The following is a 15,011-nucleotide window of genomic DNA, read 5'->3' as shown; positions in this document are numbered from 1 at the left end:
GTTACCGACGGGTCGGTCTCGATCATGTGACGATCGTTCCGTCGGGCCGGGTGAATCGACACCCGGGAACGCCACGCAGACACGTCTCACGAGAGAGCCGACCGATGACCACGATCCGGTCCGAACACCCCGATCCTTCCTATTTCCTGCTCCACCTCAGCGATACCCACCTGCGAGCCGAGGGCCGCGTGGGCGGCGTCCTCGACGCCGAGGAGCGCACCCGGGGGGTGTTCGAGCAGATCCGGACGGCCGGGGGATCTCCCGACGCGATCGTCGTCACCGGCGACCTCGCCGACCACGGCGAGGCCGACGCGTACGCGGCCCTGCGCGCGATGGTCGACCCGGTCGCCGAGAGCCTCGGCACGCGGATGATCTGGGTGATGGGCAACCACGACGACCGCGCGAACCTGCGGGAGCACCTGCGCGGCGACGCCCGCACCACCGAGCCGATGGACGAGGTGCACTGGGTCGGAGGCCTGCGGATCATCGTCCTGGACACCACGGTGCCGGGCTACCACCACGGCGAGCTCTCCGACGAGCAGCTGCGCTGGCTCGCCGACGAGCTGGCCGTGCCCGCACCCGACGGCACCCTGCTCGCCATGCACCACCCGCCCGTGCCGTGCGTGCAGGACCTCGCCGCCCTCGTCGAGCTGCGCGGCCAGTCCCGGCTCGCCGACGTGGTCCGCGGCACCGACATCGTCTCGATCATCGCCGGGCACCTGCACTACTCGACGACGGCGACCTTCGCGGGCATCCCCGTCTCGGTGGCCTCCGCCACCTGCTACACGCAGGACCTCACCCGCGCCGTGGACGCCGAGAGCGGCATCCGGCCGACCATGGGCCGCGACGCGGCGCAGACCTACAACATGGTGCACGTCTACCCGGACACCGTGCTGCACACCGTGGTCCCCGCCGCCGGTGGCGACCTGGTCGGGGAGCGCGTGGACGCCGAGGAGGTGGCGCGCCGCCTCGCCGCCGCCGGGCACGACGTGCGCACCGCCCCCGCGACCCACACCCTCGCCTCCTCCGGACTGCGGGCGTAGGGCGACTCGCAGCGTCGGCACACCCCGCGCCGGCGCACCGCCGGCCTCACGGGGATGCCGGCGTTCGGCGCGTCAATTCGACGCTGCGGGGGCCTCCGGAGCGGGCACGACGCCGCTGACGGCGTCGTCGGCGGAGGGCTTCTCCCAGGGGGCCGGGATCGGGAAGTACCGGGTGAGGAAGTCGGTCACCCGCTGCTGCCGCTCGGCGGCGCTCACCTCGGGGAAGGACCCGTCGTTGAGGCAGAAGAAGTCCTGATTGCGCTTGCGCAGCAGCTTGTCCAGCTGGTTCAGGCCGCTCGGCACCGTGGTGTCCACGTACTTCACCTTCGCGCCCACCTTGGTCACCGCGCGCCCGGTCAGCAGCGCGTAGTAGTGATACAGCGAATTGGTCACCGAGATGTTGTCCTTCGCCCGGAACCGGCTGGCCGCGGTCTCGGCGAAGTCCGTGCTGAACTCGTGCTCCATCTCCCGCAGCACGCTCTTGCGCATCGGCGCGGCCGTGTGCTCGAGGTGGCGGGTGGTGATCCGGCCGAACTTCTCGTACAGCAGGCGGCGGTTCACCCGGGCGGCGTTCTCGAAGCCGGAGCGGTCCAGGTGGTTGTCGCCGAGCCCGATGCGGGTGCTCGCCTCGATGAACTTCGTGATCCCGCCGGGGGAGAAGAAGAGGTCCGGGCTGATCGGGCGGCCGAAGAACATGTCGTCGTTGGAGTAGAGGAAGTACTCGCTCAGTCCCTCGATGTTCTGCAGCTGCGCCTCGATGGCCTGCGAGTTGAACACCGGCAGCACGGACGGGTCGGCGAAGTGGTCCTCGGCGCGCACGACGGTGATCGCCGGGTTCTCGGCGTCGAGCCACTCCGGCAGGGCCGAGTCGGTGCACAGGAAGATGCGGCGGATCCAGGGCGCGAACATGTGCACGGACCGCAGCGCGTACCGCAATTCGTCGATCTGCCGGTACCGGGCCTCGGCGTCGTCGCCCTCGCCGAGCACGGCACCCGGCAGGTAGGACGCGCGGCGGGCCAGCAGCTCGGCGTCCGAACCGTTCACCCACGAGAAGACGATGTCGATGGGGAAGGCGATGTCCGTCGCGTGGTCGGCGAACATGTTCTCGATGGTCGGCCAGGTCCGGCCGAACCGATCGACGGTGCCGCGCACCGCCTCGTCGGACGGCAGGGTGCGCCGCGTGATCGAGTTCTCGATCGGCAGCTGGAGGGTCGCGCCCTCCCACTTCCACAATTCGATCTGCACGCCGGTCTCGTGCCCGTACAGCAGCCCGCCGTGCGTGACCACCCGTGGCCGGTAGAGACGGAACATGCGCGCCTTGGTGCTCTCGGCCAGCTTGCCGTCCGCCACCAGCAGCGCGCGGTTCTTCCGCGCGTCGACGGTCACCGAGTAGAACGGCTCGTCCTGGCACGCGGCGACGAGCGCCTCCCGCAGCTTCTTCCGCTCCGTCCACGGCACCGCGATCACCGGCCGCGCGTCGTTGCCGCGCACCAGCAGCAGGGAGATCCCGGCCCGGTCCAGCGCGTCCCGGACGAACAGGAGATCCTCGACCATCGCCTCGTGCGGCGTCAGCCCCTCGTTCACCAGCGCGTACCCGCGGGCACTGTGCACGACGTCGGGCCGGTCCGCGAGCCGCCGCCCGGCCGCCGCGGAGGTGACCTCCTGGACCGTGGTCAGATAGGTCTCGTCCTCCGCGGTCGCGTGATAGACGTCGGTGGGCGTGACGGTGGGATTCACAGCATCCTTTCCTGGACGGTCTCGCGGCCATGATAGGTCCTCGCGGTACCCGCGGGCGCCGCACCCGTGCTGACGGGGGCCGCGACCGCGCTGGATAGACTGGCGTGCATGAGCACACCCCCTTCCCTCGACGACGCCCGCGCGCGCCTGCAGGAACTGATCAGCGCGCTGGCCGTCGTGCGCGGCCGGGTCACGCTGGCCAGCGGGATGGAGGCCGACTACTACATCGACCTGCGCCGCGTCACGCTGCACCACGAGGCCTCCCCGCTGGTGGGCCGGGTGCTGCTGGACCTGATGGACCGCAACGACCTGGGCGACGTCGACGCCGTCGGCGGCCTGACCATGGGCGCAGATCCGGTGGCCACGTCGATCATGCACGTCGCCGCCGCCTCCGACCGGCAGATCGACGCCTTCGTCGTCCGCAAGGCGCAGAAGTCCTACGGGATGAGCCGGCAGGTGGAGGGGCCCGACGTCGCCGGGCGTCGCGTCGTGGTCGTCGAGGACACGTCGACCACCGGCGGATCGGCCCTGACCGCGGTCGAGGCGCTGGTCGCCGCGGGCGCCGAGGTGGTCGCGGTGCTCGTCATCGTTGACCGCAACACCGGGGCGCGCGAGCGCATCGAGCAGACCGCCGGCGTCCCGTGCCTGGCGGCCTTCAGCAAGGACGATCTCGGGTTGTAGCGCCGTGGACGGTCTGCCGGATCTGACGGGGACCGCGGAACAGCTGCGGTTCATCGCCCGGACGCGGGCGATGTCGCGGCGGGCCTTCCTGCGCACGGCGGCCGTCGGCGCCGTGCTCGCCACCGACCTGGGGATCACCGGCCGCATCGCCCACGAGCGGTCGACCCACACCGTCCAGGGGGTCGGCTCGGCCGAGGCGGACGCCCTGCACCCGACCACCAGCTGGCTGGTGCTGCCCGGCTTCAAGCTCAGCTGGGAGGAGAGCCAGTGGGTGCTCGCCTCCCTCGCGCCGGCGATGGTCACCCGCGGCCGGCTGGCGTGGGCGGGCTACTCCAACGAGGGCCTCGAGATCGCCGCGCTGACCCGGGCGGCGCTCGCGTACGCGACCGAACGCGGCATCACGTCGATGCTGCTCTACGGGCACAGCTTCGGCGGCATGGTCGCCGTCCAGCTCGCGGTGCGGTTGCGTCGGGCGGGTCTCGCGGTGCCCCTGATCGTCCTCGACTCCACCCCGCACAGCCGGCTGGACGTGCTCAACTCCCGGTGGTTCGACGGCCTGGCCTACTCGTACGAGCTCGGTTACGCGATCCCGTCCACCGTGCGCGCGGCGATGGAGTTCGGGGAACGGGTGGCGAACAAGAACGAGCGGACCTGGCAGCAGATCGCCGATCAGACCGCGGCCCAGCTGAGCCCGCTCGCGCCGTCGAACACGCTGATCCAGTCCGAGTCCGCGTACATCTACAACTACGACGCCGGCGTGTTCGCGAACGACCTCGGCTCGACCGCCGTCGGTTACCTCGGCAACGCCGGCGACGACACCGTCGATGCGGTCAACGCCGCCGCCGGCTGGGCGGACACCCTGCCCCGCAACCTCGTGCCGCCGCTGATCTCGACCGCCGGTGCCCGGCCGGCGCACGCCAGCCCCCAGTGGAACCCGCAGCTGTACCAGCAGGCGCTGGACCGGCTGTGCTGGCAGTGCCTGCCGGTGCCCCGCGCGATCGGCACGACGTCGGGAACCGCGAGCCCCGGGCCCTGACGCCGTCGCGCGTCTGCCCGCCGTCACAGGTCCTTGAGCAGGGCCCCGACGTGGTCGTAGATGCGGTTCGGCCGGAACGGGAAGGTGCCCAGGTCCTCCCGGGTGGTGATGCCGCTGAGGACGAGGACGGTCAGCAGGCCCGCCTCCATGCCGGCGATGATGTCGGTGTCCATCCGGTCGCCGATCATCGCCGTCGTCTCCGAGTGCGCCTCGATCCGGTTCATCGCGGATCGGAACATCATCGGGTTGGGCTTGCCGACGATGTACGGCTGCAGGCCGGTGGCCTGCGAGATCAACGCGGCCACCGCCCCCGTCGCGGGCAGCACGCCCTGCGGGGAGGGACCGGTGACGTCCGGGTTGGTCGCGATGAACTTGGCGCCGTCCATGATGAGCCGGATCGCGGACGTGATCGCCTCGAACGAGTAGGTCCGGGTCTCCCCGAGGACCACGTAGTCCGGCTCGCTGTCCGTGAGGATGAAGCCCGCCTCGTGCAGGGCCGTCGTCAGGCCCGCCTCGCCGATCACGAAGGCGCGACCGCCGGGCGCCTGATTCGCCAGGAACTGGGCCGTGGCCAGCGCCGACGTCCAGATGTTCTCCTCCGGCACGGCCAGGCCGGACCAGGAGAGCCGGGCCGCGAGGTCCCGCGGCGTGTAGATCGAGTTGTTGGTCAGCACGAGGAAGCGCCGCGACGTGTCGACCCAGCGCTCGATCAGTTCGGCGGCACCGGGGATGGCCTGGTTCTCGTGCACCAGGACCCCGTCCATGTCGGTGAGCCAGCACTCGATGTCCTGGGGGTTTCTGATGGTGGCCTCCTCAGCGCGGTGGCAAGGGCGGATGCCCCGATCCTGCCACCGTTGCCGCCCCCACGCGAGGCTTCGGCGGTGTGATGCCGATGACGGCGACGGGTCGCGGACGGCGCGGAGAGCCGCCGGTGGCCCACTACGGTGAGACGGTGACCCTCCCGCCTGACGCCGACCCGCCCGCCGACCCGTCCGGCGCTGCGTCCGGCGCGGCCGACGACGCGGAGCCGGTGCTGCCGGTGGGGGTCGGCCCGTGGGAGGGGCCGTGGCCGGAGGGAGAGCACTGGGACCCGGAGCTGCTGCGACACGGTGACGCCCGCAACGTGGTCGACGCCTACCGGTACTGGCGGCACGAGGCCATCGTCGCGGACCTCGACGAGCAGCGGAACCCGTTCCACGTCGCGATCGAGAACTGGCAGCACGACGCCAACATCGGCTCGATCGTCCGGACCGCCAACGCGTTCCTCGCCGCTGAGGTGCACATCATCGGCCGGCGTCGCTGGAACCGTCGCGGCGCCATGGTCACCGACCGCTACCAGCACGTCCGCCATCACGAGACGCTCGCCGACTTCCTCGCCTGGGCGCAGGATGCCGGCCTCACGGTGCTCGCGATCGACAACGGTCCCGGTTCCGTTCCGCTCGAGACCGCCGACCTGCCCCGGGCCTGCGTGCTCGTGTTCGGCCAGGAGGGCCCGGGCCTGACCGACGCCGCGCACGACGCCGCGGCGGCGACCCTCTCGATCGCCCAGTACGGGTCGACGCGATCCATCAACGCCTCCGCGGCGGCGGCGATCACCATGCACGCGTGGGTGCGCCGGCACCGCTTCCAGCAACGTCCGCGGTGACGGGATCGGCGGTGCGGCCGGGACCGCCCCGCACGTGAAGCGGCTGGCACCGGCACCCGGGGGGACGAGGTCGATACCAGCCACTCATTCATCTCGACCGAGCAGGGAATGGGGGACGTGTCGCCGCCCGGGAGATGGCATCAGCATAGCGCTGAATCTCGAAAAACGAGAGAGATTCGGCGCGTCGATCGGGCGCCACCGACGCTCGCCTTCCCAAGCACACCACCGACGGTCTGTCGAGATCTTTCGGAAACCTCACTATCGCTCTAGGCTCCCGCCCATGTGGGCGCACAGGGCGCCCGCCAAGCGAAGAGGTATCCCATGAGAGCCCTACGACGCTCCACAGGATCCGGGCGAGCCGCTGCACTCGCCGCAGGCATCACCTGCCTGTTGACCATCGGCGCGACCGGCGCGGTGGCCGCACCACCCGGCCCTCACACCCTCGCCGGGTCCGTCCCCTCCTGGGCCACCGCGGCCAACGATCAGGGTGCCGCGGCGACCGACACGACGGTCGAGGGGGAGATCTACCTGCCCCTGCGGAACGCGGATCAGGCCCGGGCGCTCGCGACGTCGGTCTCCACGCCGACGTCCCCGAACTACCGTCACTGGCTCAGCCCGCAGCAGTGGATCCAGCGGTTCTCGCCGACGCAGGCGGACCTGAACAGCGTGCTGGCCTACCTGAAGGCGCACCACGCCACCATCACCGCCGTCCCGGAGAGCCGGCAGTTCGTCGTCTTCCGCACCACCGCCGCGCAGGCGGGGACGGCCTTCGGCACCCAGCTGCACCGGTACGTCCACGGCGGCAGGTCCGTCGTGGCGCCCTCGACCGCCGCGTCCGTACCGGCCGCGCTCGCCGGCAAGGTCGCGGGCGTCAGCCTCGACCAGGGCCGTCTGCTCACCCACCCCGACCTGGTCAAGCCGGACGCGCCGTCGCCCGCGCCCCGCAAGGCGGCGGCCGCCACCCCGGCCGTGCAGACGCCCTGCAGCACCTACTGGAACGAGCACCAGGTCACGGTGCCGCCCGCGTACGGCGGCAACACCCGGTACGGGACCTACATCTGCGGGTACCAGCCCAGCCAGCTGCAGTCCGCGTACGGCCTGACCACCTACACGAAGCACGGCGTCGACGGGCACGGCCAGACGGTCGCCATCATCGACGCCTACGCGTCCCCGACCATGCGGCAGGACGCCAACAGGTTCTCGGCCGCGGCGGGACTGCCGCAGCTGACGGCCTCCACCTACCGGGAGATCGTCCCGTCGCCCTCCCAGTTCACCGATCAGGCCCTCTGCGCGCAGCCGAGCGGTTGGCAGGGTGAGGAGACGCTGGACGTCGAGTCCGTGCACGGCGTCGCTCCCGGCGCGTCGATCCTCTACGTCGGCGGCACGAACTGCGGTGGCGGGCTCGACGTCGCGATGGCGAAGATCCTCGACCGCAAGCTCGCGACCATCGTCAGCAACAGCTACGGCAACCAGGGCGAGAACCTGCCCGCCGACGCGATCGCCGGCGAGGTGAACGAGCAGATGCAGGCCGCCGCCGAGGGCATCGGCCTGTACTTCTCGAGCGGTGACTCCGGTGACGAGGCGGCCGCCCTGGGCTACCCGGACCCGGACTTCCCCGCCAGCTCCCCGTGGGTGACGTCGATCGGCGGCACGAGTCTCGCCGTCGGCCGGAACGGGAACTACCTGTTCGAGACGGGCTGGGGTTCGTCGCGCCAGCAGATCGTCACGACCTCGACCGGTGGGCTGGCCTACGCCGGAGCGCTGCCGGGCACGTTCCGGTTCGGTGCCGGTGGCGGGCCCAGCCTGCTGTTCCCCGAACCCGCGTACCAGCGCGGGGTGGTGCCGTCGTCCCTGGCGAACGGCCACCGCGTCTCCCCGGACCTCGCCGCCGTCGCCGACCCCTACACCGGCTACCAGATCGGGTACCGGCCGATTGTCGACGACGCCACCCTGCAGACGGGCGACTACATCAACGAGACGTACGGCGGCACCTCGCTGGCCTCCCCGGTCGTGGCGGCCCAGATGGCGATCGCCCAGCAGCTGACCCACCGCACGCTCGGTTTCGCGAACCCGACCATCTACCTGACCGACCGGTACGCGCCGAGCCTGTTCCGTGATGTGCTGCCGCAGAACCCGCGGCAGGCGCTCGCCTTCACCAGCGAGACCACGGGGTCCAGCTACCTGATCAGCCTGGACACCGACACCTCCCTGACCACGAAGCGCGGGTACGACGACGTGACCGGGGTCGGGAGCCTCTCGCTGAACGTGGCGGCCACCCTGCTGCGGCGATGATGACGGCGCGTCACCAGGCTCCCGACGGAGCCGGGTGACGCGGTGGTCGCTCCTCGGCGCCCCGGCACGACGTCCTCGACGGGACGGGCGTGCCGGGGCGCTTCCACGCCCGGGGTGCCTCGGGGCCGGGGCACGTCAGGACCACGCCCGGCCGGTGCCGTCACGCCCGGCGGCGGACCTCGCCTGCTGACTAGGATGGGGGCGGAAGTCCTGGGCGGAGGCCGGTGCCACCGGCCCGCCAGCACAGCCGCGACGGCACGACGGCCGTCGCCCCGACGGATCAAGGAGACGGTCATGCCCGTTGTATCGCCCGAGAAGTACGTCGAGATGATCGATCGCGCCAAGGACGGCGGCTTCGCCTACCCCGCGGTCAACGTCACGTCCTCGCAGACGCTCAACGCCGCGCTGCAGGGCTTCGCCGACGCCGGCTCGGACGGCATCGTGCAGGTCTCCACCGGTGGCGCCGCCTACTGGTCCGGCTCCTCCGTCAAGGACATGGTCGCCGGCTCCCTCGGGTTCGCCGCCTTCGCCCGCGAGGTCGCGAAGAAGTACCCGGTCAACATCGCCCTGCACACCGACCACTGCCCGAAGGACAAGCTCGACAGCTTCGTGCTGCCGCTGCTCGCCGAGTCCGAGGCCGCCGTCAAGCGCGGCGACGGCCCGATCTTCAACTCGCACATGTGGGACGGCTCCGCCGAGACCCTCGAGGAGAACCTGCGGATTGCCGAGGAGCTGCTCGCCCGCACGTCGGCCGCGAAGATGATCCTCGAGGTCGAGATCGGCACCGTCGGTGGCGAGGAGGACGGCGTCGCCAACGAGATCAACGACAAGCTCTACACCACCGCGGCCGACGGCCTGAAGACCGTGGAGGCCCTGGGCGCCGGCGAGAAGGGCCGCTACATCACGGCCCTGACGTTCGGCAACGTGCACGGCGTCTACAAGCCGGGCAACGTCAAGCTCCGCCCGGAGATCCTCAAGCAGATCCAGGACGAGGTCGGCGCGAAGCTCGGCAAGGAGCGCCCCTTCGACCTCGTGTTCCACGGTGGCTCCGGTTCCTCCGAGCAGGAGATCGCCGACGCCGTCTCCTACGGCGTGATCAAGATGAACATCGACACCGACACCCAGTACGCCTTCACCCGGCCGGTGGCCGGGCACATGCTCTCCCACTACGAGGGCGTGCTGAAGGTCGACGGCGAGGTCGGCAACAAGAAGCAGTACGACCCCCGCGTCTGGGGCGCCGCTGCGGAGGTCGGCATGGCCGCCCGCGTCACCGAGGCGGCCCGGCACCTCGGGTCCGCCGGCCACACCTTCTGAGCCGCTCACCCGAGGTCACCGTCAGCAGCAACGCCAGGACGCCGGGCCCGCACCGCGATATCCGCGGCGCGGGCCCGGCGTCTGCCCGTCCCGAGAGGAACACATGAGCGAGAACCCGCACCGCAACCTGCTCGAACCCGAGCCGACGCTCCTGCCCGAGCAGCCCGAGCTCGACGCACGGATCGAGGCCGGTGACGAGGCCGACGACCTGGCCCGCCAGTTCCCCGCCACCTCACTGCCCTGGGCCCTGCTCGCCGAGGACGCCCTCGCCGACGGACGGGTGATCGAGGGCTACGCCTACGCCCGGGTTGGCTACCACCGGGGGCTCGACGCCCTGCGCCGGGCCGGCTGGCGTGGCGCCGGGCCCGTCCCGTACCGGCACGAGCCCAACCGCGGCTTCCTGCGTTCCCTGGCGGCGCTCGGTTCGGCCGCCGCGCAGATCGGGGAGATCGACGAGGCGGAGCGCGTCACCGTGTTCCTGCGCGACTCGGATCCGACCGCCACGGACGCCATCCGCGACGCCGGCCACCACGGCACGGCGGGCTGAGCGATGGACGTCGAAGCCCTGTTCACCCAGTTGGCGGTCGACCTGGAGAGTGAGGGAGCGATCACCGGCGAGCTGTTCGGCGGATCCGGTCTGTTCGTGGGCGGCGTCCCCTTCGCCTGCCTGAAGCGGGACACCATGGCGTTCCGGCTCGGCGAGGACACCCCGGCGGCGCAGGACGCCCTGCGCATCGACGGCGCGGGCGACTTCTCGCCGGCCGGTGACGGGACGGTCGAGCCCGGCTGGGTCGCCGTCCCCGTCGAGCAGGTCTCCGAGTGGAACCGGCTCGCCGAGGCCGCGCTGGCCGCCGTCCGGAGCTGACCGGGCGCCGCGACCTCTGGACTTTCCGACCCGGTCCCTCCACGCTGGAGGGGCCGGCGCGCCAACCCCGCGGAGCCGGTCTTCGCGCCGGCGAGATCCGTTCGGCGCGGCACCGTCAGAACGGAGCGTCATGCGCGTCGGAGTCGTCAAGGAGATCAAACCAGCGGAGCGGCGCGTGGGGCTGGACCCCTCGGGTGCCCGAGCCCTGACCGACGAGGGCCACCGCGTGTTCGTCGAACCCGGTTCCGGCACCGGTGCCGGCCACACCGACGCGGACTACGAGGCCGCCGGCGCGAGCATCGCCGACGTCGAGCGCGTCTGGGCCGAGTCGGACCTGCTGGTCAAGGTCAAGGAGCCGGTCGAGGCGGAGTACCCGCACCTGCACGCCGGCCAGACCCTCTTCACCTACCTGCACCTGGCCGCCGACCGGCCGCTCACCGAGGCGCTGCTGCGCTCCGGCGCCACCGCCATCGCCTACGAGACGGTGCAGGACCACACCGGCCTGCCGCTGCTCGCCCCCATGAGCGAGGTCGCCGGGCGGCTCGCCGGGCAGGCCGCCGCCATGTATCTCCAGGCCCCGTTCGGCGGTGCCGGCATCCTGATGGGCGGCGTCCCCGGCGTGCGGCCCGCGCGCGTCGTCGTCATCGGCGGTGGGGTGGTCGGCACCCAGGCAGCGCTGATGTCGCTGGGGCTGCGGGCCGAGGTCACCGTGCTGGACACCAGCCCCACCCGGATCCGCCAGCTCGAGGAGTTCTTCGGCGGCCGGGTGCGCGTGCTGATGAACGACCCGCACACCCTGGAGGCCGAACTGGCCGACGCGGACGCCGTCATCGGCGCCGTGCTCGTGCCCGGCTCCGCGGCGCCGAAGGTCATCCGCCGCGAGCACCTGCGCCTGCTCAAGCCGCACTCGCTGCTCGTCGACGTCGCCATCGACCAGGGCGGCTGCTTCGAGACGTCCCACCCGACGACCTACGACGACCCCGTGTTCGAGGTGGACGGCATCCAGCACTACTGCGTCGCGAACATGCCCGGCGCCGTGCCGTGGACCTCGACGAAGGCGCTGATCAACGCGACCCTGCCGTACGTGCAGCGGCTCGCGCGCCTCGGCACCGAGGAGGCGCTGCGGGCCGATCCGGCGCTGGCGCGCGGACTCAACGTGGCCGACGGGCGCATCGCCCACCCCGGCGTCGCGGCGGCGTTCCGGGACCTGCCGGCGTCCCTGCGTCAGCTCTCCGCGGCCGGCTGATCCGGTGACGACGCCCGGCCGCTGACCGTCGGCGCGGTCGCCACGCCGACCCTGCCGCTGTGCTGCTCGCTCGAGCCGGCGGCGGGGAGGCGGGACGGAACAGGTGGATCGGCTCTGCGCAACCGATCAGGTTCGGTGAGGTCCCGGTCTGCCGGCGTTCAGCCGCGCCGGGAGGCTCGCGGTGCGGCGTGATCGTGCTGGTCGTGACCGGCGGGGTGCGGCGGATCCAGCGGCGCGGCGACCTGGTCGGCCATCGCGGTGAGGAAGTCGGTGACGATCTCGGCCTGCGCCGGGTCGAGGGAGCGGGCGACGCCCAGCATCCGTTCGTGCATGCTGCCGAGCGTGCTGCGCACCTCGCCGTCGGTGTCCGCCGTCGGCAGCACCACCAGGGCGCGCCGGTCCGTCGGGTGGGGTGCCCGGCGGACGTGGCCGCTGCGCGTCAGCCGGTCGAGCAGCGTCGTCGTCGAGGCGGTCGAGATGCTGAGCCGGCGCGCGAGGTCGCCGGGCGTCAGCGGCGTGCCGGCGCGGTTGGCCTCCAGCAGATAGCGCAGCGCGAGCATGTCCTTCTCGCCCATGCCCATGGCCTCCCGCGAGCGGCGGCGCATGGCGGACTCGGCGGTCCGGTAGTCCCGGAGCGCGTTCAACACGCGGACCGCCGGCTCGGCATGCTCCGGTCGGGGGCGGCCCGGTTCGGCGGCGTCGGGCCGAGTGCTGGTGTCGACCGGTGCGAGCGGGGCGGGAGTCGACGATGCCGGGGCTGCGGCGGGCTGCGTGGAGCCGTACCAGTAGCCGGAAGAGGCGCGATCGTCGTGCTGCATGAAGCAATCATACGTCTCTCATGCATCACGTCATCCGAATAACTAGACAAACTAATAGTCAGTCGTGTTGAGTGAAGCCAGACACAGCGGATCGACGGGAACGTCCAGCCGCCCAGCATGAACAGAAGGACGGCAGACGATGGAGAGCGGACTGATGGAACCCCAGCACGAGGAACTCGGTGACCTGCTCGTCCTTCCCACCGCGGCGGCGGAGAGTTCCGTCCCGTCACACTGCGGTCGCCCCATGCGGCAGCGGCGCCTCGAGTTCGGCGCCATGCACGACCGGGCCAACCACGTCATCGCCCAGGCTGCTCTCGAGGGTCGTCGGGTGCTCGCCTGCGAGTGCGGCTTCCTCCACGAACAGCCGGTGAGCGGCGAGGCCGTCCTCGTGCCGGACGACGTCGACCCGCGCCTGTTCGTCGGCTTCTTCGGCCGCCGCGTGCTGGCCGCCGCCGGGCACGCCGAGTCCCTGGAATGGAGTCTGGACCAGAGCCGTGACGGCGGTGCGAGCGGTCAGGGACCCGTCGACGACGCGCTCGTGGCCGAGTTCGACGACGCCACCCGCGCGTTGGAGGCCGAACTGCTGCTGGCGCTGGGCAACCGGGTGCCCGGGGCCGACCTGGCTCGCGACGCCGGCATCGAGGAGAGCGAGATCGCCGACCTGCTGCACCGGCACGGCGTGACCGGGATCGCGGCGGCCGAGAGCGCGTCGGTGAGCACCGCTGTGCCGCTCACCGTCGCCGTGAACTCCTGCGAGCACGCGGAACGTCCCGTCTCCGCCTGAGTCGTCCGCCCTGGCCCGGAGGACTCAGGTCCGTCCCGAGCGGCCCTCACCCGATCGACGTCCCGTCGTTCGGGTTGGGCTTCACGCCCTGCCGTCCGATCCCTCCCGGTCCGTGCCTTCCTGCCCGGGTCCGGCCGGTGCCGGCTGCGCTACTTCGCGCCGGTAACCGCTCGGGGTGACGCCGAGCACGCGACGGAACTCGTTGGTCAGGTGCGCATGATCGGCGTAGCCCAGATCCGCGGCGAGATCGGCGAGGGAGGTGGAGGGAACGGTCCGCAGCCGCTCGGCGGCCTCCTGCAGCCGGCGACGACGGATCATCGCCGCCGGCGTCAGCCCCACGTACACGGCGCACAGGCGCTGGACCGTCCGCACCGAGATGCCGAGCCGATCCGCGGCGTCCTCGACCCGGCTGATCGACGCATCGGCCTCGATCAGCTCGGCGAGGGCGTTGGCCGTCCGCCCCGTGTCCGTGACGACCGGAACCCGGGCGCACAACCAGGACGTGAAGGTGGCGACGGCCGCGTCGTGCCGGGAGCCCGGATCCGTGGTGACCAGGTCCATCGCCGCCGCCACCGCGGTGTGCAGGTCCTCGGCGTCGACGGGACGGTAGGTGTCGCGCAGGTCGGTCGGATGGTCCGTGAACGCGGGGACGGCCGCCGGCCGCAGCATCGCCCCGACCGCCCAGCCGCGGCCGTGCAGGTCCCGGTGGGAACGGCGCGTCGTCGGGCCGGCCAGGCCCACACCGTCGTGCTCGACCACGAGGTTGGACGCCGGGAACGCCACCACGTGCTGCCGGGAGGATCGGCCGGGGGCGATGTCCCATTCGGGGATCCAGAACCAGCGCACCAGATCCGCCACCGGTGAGGGCGCCGGGATCCGCGTGAACCGCGGCAGGCGGGCCGGGTAGAGCACCCCGCGCGTGGTCGCCGTCATGGCCACACCCTAGCGCCGCGATCCGCTGCTCCGGTGGCGGGAATCTGCAAGCGCCGGGCATCCATCTGCCCCTACCGTCGTGCCATGAGCGAGAACACGAGCACCCAGGAATCGGCGGCCGCGAAGGGCGTCACCGGCCAGCACACGACCGCCGGCGTCCCGCACGGCGTCACCAGCCTCACCCCGTTCCTCTCGGTGCCGCGGGCGGGCGAGGCGATCGACTTCTACCGCGATGTCTTCGGCGCCCGCGTCGTCGGCGTCACCGAGATGGGCGGCGTCGTCGCGCACGCCGAACTCGACTTCGGGCAGGGCCACCTGCAGCTCGGCGAGCCGATGCCCGACTACCACCTCGTTCCCTCACCCGAGGGGGAGGACGACTGCTACTCCCTGGGCCTCTACGTCGAGGACGCCGACGAGGTGACCCGCCGCGCCGAGGCGGCCGGGGCCACGATCCGCGAACCGCTCACCACGTTCGTCTCCGGCGACCGGTTCGCCAGCATCCGCGATCCGTTCGGCGTGCGCTGGTCGATCCTCAGCCGGGTCGAGGACCTCTCCGAGCAGGAGAGCGCCCGACGCGTCGACGTGTGGGCGGCCGAGCAGCAGCAGTCCTGACCGCG

The 15,011-nt window shown here is 71.9% G+C and carries 15 protein-coding genes; 11 read left to right on the top strand and 4 right to left on the bottom strand.

All coding sequences use genetic code 11. The features are described from left to right. The first annotated feature begins 104 nt into the window (after positions 1-104). Positions 105-1,043, top strand: a complete 939-nt coding sequence (locus BGP79_RS11610) for a phosphodiesterase (RefSeq protein WP_076695690.1) — start codon at positions 105-107, stop codon at positions 1,041-1,043. A 72-nt stretch (positions 1,044-1,115) separates the two neighbouring features. Here the strand turns inward: BGP79_RS11610 and BGP79_RS11605 are convergent, their stop codons facing one another. Next, positions 1,116-2,780 carry a stealth family protein gene (locus BGP79_RS11605; RefSeq protein ID WP_198928473.1) on the bottom strand — a complete coding sequence of 555 codons (1,665 nt, stop codon included), beginning with the start codon at positions 2,778-2,780 and terminating at the stop codon, positions 1,116-1,118. 108 nt (positions 2,781-2,888) lie between these two features. On the opposite strand from BGP79_RS11605, the gene pyrE reads away from it, so the two are divergent. Both pyrE and BGP79_RS11595 read left to right on the top strand, forming a co-directional pair. Continuing rightward, the gene (pyrE, locus tag BGP79_RS11600) at positions 2,889-3,461 is read left to right on the top strand and encodes an orotate phosphoribosyltransferase (protein WP_076695688.1); all 573 of its coding nucleotides are present in this window, start codon (positions 2,889-2,891) and stop codon (positions 3,459-3,461) included. 4 nt (positions 3,462-3,465) lie between these two features. Next, positions 3,466-4,497 carry an alpha/beta fold hydrolase gene (locus BGP79_RS11595; protein ID WP_083701848.1) on the top strand — a complete coding sequence of 344 codons (1,032 nt, stop codon included), beginning with the start codon at positions 3,466-3,468 and terminating at the stop codon, positions 4,495-4,497. Between the two features lie 23 nt (positions 4,498-4,520). On the opposite strand, the gene BGP79_RS11590 is transcribed toward BGP79_RS11595, so the two are convergent. Further along, the gene (locus tag BGP79_RS11590; protein WP_198928472.1) at positions 4,521-5,261 is read right to left on the bottom strand and encodes an HAD-IIA family hydrolase; all 741 of its coding nucleotides are present in this window, start codon (positions 5,259-5,261) and stop codon (positions 4,521-4,523) included. A gap of 188 nt (positions 5,262-5,449) precedes the next feature. On the opposite strand from BGP79_RS11590, the gene BGP79_RS11585 reads away from it, so the two are divergent. The 6 genes from BGP79_RS11585 to ald all read left to right on the top strand — a co-directional run bounded on the left by BGP79_RS11585 (position 5,450) and on the right by ald (position 11,859). Then, positions 5,450-6,142 carry a TrmH family RNA methyltransferase gene (locus tag BGP79_RS11585; RefSeq protein ID WP_076696022.1) on the top strand — a complete coding sequence of 231 codons (693 nt, stop codon included), beginning with the start codon at positions 5,450-5,452 and terminating at the stop codon, positions 6,140-6,142. A 321-nt stretch (positions 6,143-6,463) separates the two neighbouring features. Next, complete coding sequence (locus BGP79_RS11580; RefSeq protein ID WP_083701847.1) at positions 6,464-8,434, top strand: protease pro-enzyme activation domain-containing protein; 1,971 nt, start codon at positions 6,464-6,466, stop codon at positions 8,432-8,434. 294 nt (positions 8,435-8,728) lie between these two features. Continuing rightward, complete coding sequence (gene fbaA / locus BGP79_RS11575) at positions 8,729-9,748, top strand: class II fructose-bisphosphate aldolase (protein WP_076695684.1); 1,020 nt, start codon at positions 8,729-8,731, stop codon at positions 9,746-9,748. Between the two features lie 103 nt (positions 9,749-9,851). After that, on the top strand, positions 9,852-10,295 hold the full coding sequence (locus BGP79_RS11570) for a DUF3151 domain-containing protein (protein WP_076695682.1): 444 nt from the start codon (positions 9,852-9,854) through the stop codon (positions 10,293-10,295). 3 nt (positions 10,296-10,298) lie between these two features. Next, positions 10,299-10,613 carry a TfoX/Sxy family protein gene (locus BGP79_RS11565; RefSeq protein WP_076695680.1) on the top strand — a complete coding sequence of 105 codons (315 nt, stop codon included), beginning with the start codon at positions 10,299-10,301 and terminating at the stop codon, positions 10,611-10,613. A 130-nt stretch (positions 10,614-10,743) separates the two neighbouring features. After that, complete coding sequence (gene ald / locus BGP79_RS11560; RefSeq protein ID WP_076695678.1) at positions 10,744-11,859, top strand: alanine dehydrogenase; 1,116 nt, start codon at positions 10,744-10,746, stop codon at positions 11,857-11,859. Positions 11,860-12,017: 158 nt separating this feature from the next. Here the strand turns inward: ald and BGP79_RS16200 are convergent, their stop codons facing one another. Then, positions 12,018-12,677 (bottom strand): MarR family winged helix-turn-helix transcriptional regulator, encoded by a 660-nt coding sequence (locus tag BGP79_RS16200; RefSeq protein WP_083701846.1) that lies wholly within the window; start codon positions 12,675-12,677, stop codon positions 12,018-12,020. Positions 12,678-12,816: 139 nt separating this feature from the next. On the opposite strand from BGP79_RS16200, the gene BGP79_RS11550 reads away from it, so the two are divergent. Then, positions 12,817-13,461 (top strand): hypothetical protein, encoded by a 645-nt coding sequence (locus BGP79_RS11550; RefSeq protein ID WP_076695676.1) that lies wholly within the window; start codon positions 12,817-12,819, stop codon positions 13,459-13,461. A gap of 81 nt (positions 13,462-13,542) precedes the next feature. On the opposite strand, the gene BGP79_RS11545 is transcribed toward BGP79_RS11550, so the two are convergent. Beyond that, positions 13,543-14,394 (bottom strand): AraC family transcriptional regulator, encoded by an 852-nt coding sequence (locus BGP79_RS11545; RefSeq protein ID WP_076695674.1) that lies wholly within the window; start codon positions 14,392-14,394, stop codon positions 13,543-13,545. Between the two features lie 84 nt (positions 14,395-14,478). Between BGP79_RS11545 and BGP79_RS11540 the strand changes: the two genes are divergently transcribed. Further along, the gene (locus tag BGP79_RS11540) at positions 14,479-15,006 is read left to right on the top strand and encodes a glyoxalase/bleomycin resistance/extradiol dioxygenase family protein (RefSeq protein WP_076695672.1); all 528 of its coding nucleotides are present in this window, start codon (positions 14,479-14,481) and stop codon (positions 15,004-15,006) included. Positions 15,007-15,011: the final 5 nt, after the last annotated feature.

The organism is Tersicoccus sp. Bi-70 (assembly GCF_001968825.1).
GTDB lineage: Bacteria > Actinomycetota > Actinomycetes > Actinomycetales > Micrococcaceae > Tersicoccus.
Note: the sequence above shows the minus strand (reverse complement) of the source record. Positions and strands in the feature narration are given on the sequence as shown.

Bases quoted from the DNA above. Each gene is read 5' to 3' on its own strand.
- BGP79_RS11570 (WP_076695682.1), top strand. From the start codon at position 9,852: ATGAGCGAGAACCCGCACCGCAACCTGCTCGAACCCGAGCCGACGCTC.
- BGP79_RS11545 (WP_076695674.1), bottom strand. From the start codon at position 14,394: ATGACGGCGACCACGCGCGGGGTGCTCTACCCGGCCCGCCTGCCGCGG.
- BGP79_RS11590 (WP_198928472.1), bottom strand. From the start codon at position 5,261: ATGGACGGGGTCCTGGTGCACGAGAACCAGGCCATCCCCGGTGCCGCC.
- BGP79_RS11550 (WP_076695676.1), top strand. From the start codon at position 12,817: ATGGAGAGCGGACTGATGGAACCCCAGCACGAGGAACTCGGTGACCTG.
- pyrE (WP_076695688.1), top strand. From the start codon at position 2,889: ATGAGCACACCCCCTTCCCTCGACGACGCCCGCGCGCGCCTGCAGGAA.
- fbaA (WP_076695684.1), top strand. From the start codon at position 8,729: ATGCCCGTTGTATCGCCCGAGAAGTACGTCGAGATGATCGATCGCGCC.
- BGP79_RS11610 (WP_076695690.1), top strand. From the start codon at position 105: ATGACCACGATCCGGTCCGAACACCCCGATCCTTCCTATTTCCTGCTC.
- BGP79_RS11565 (WP_076695680.1), top strand. From the start codon at position 10,299: ATGGACGTCGAAGCCCTGTTCACCCAGTTGGCGGTCGACCTGGAGAGT.
- ald (WP_076695678.1), top strand. From the start codon at position 10,744: ATGCGCGTCGGAGTCGTCAAGGAGATCAAACCAGCGGAGCGGCGCGTG.
- BGP79_RS11580 (WP_083701847.1), top strand. From the start codon at position 6,464: ATGAGAGCCCTACGACGCTCCACAGGATCCGGGCGAGCCGCTGCACTC.
- BGP79_RS16200 (WP_083701846.1), bottom strand. From the start codon at position 12,677: ATGCAGCACGACGATCGCGCCTCTTCCGGCTACTGGTACGGCTCCACG.
- BGP79_RS11540 (WP_076695672.1), top strand. From the start codon at position 14,479: ATGAGCGAGAACACGAGCACCCAGGAATCGGCGGCCGCGAAGGGCGTC.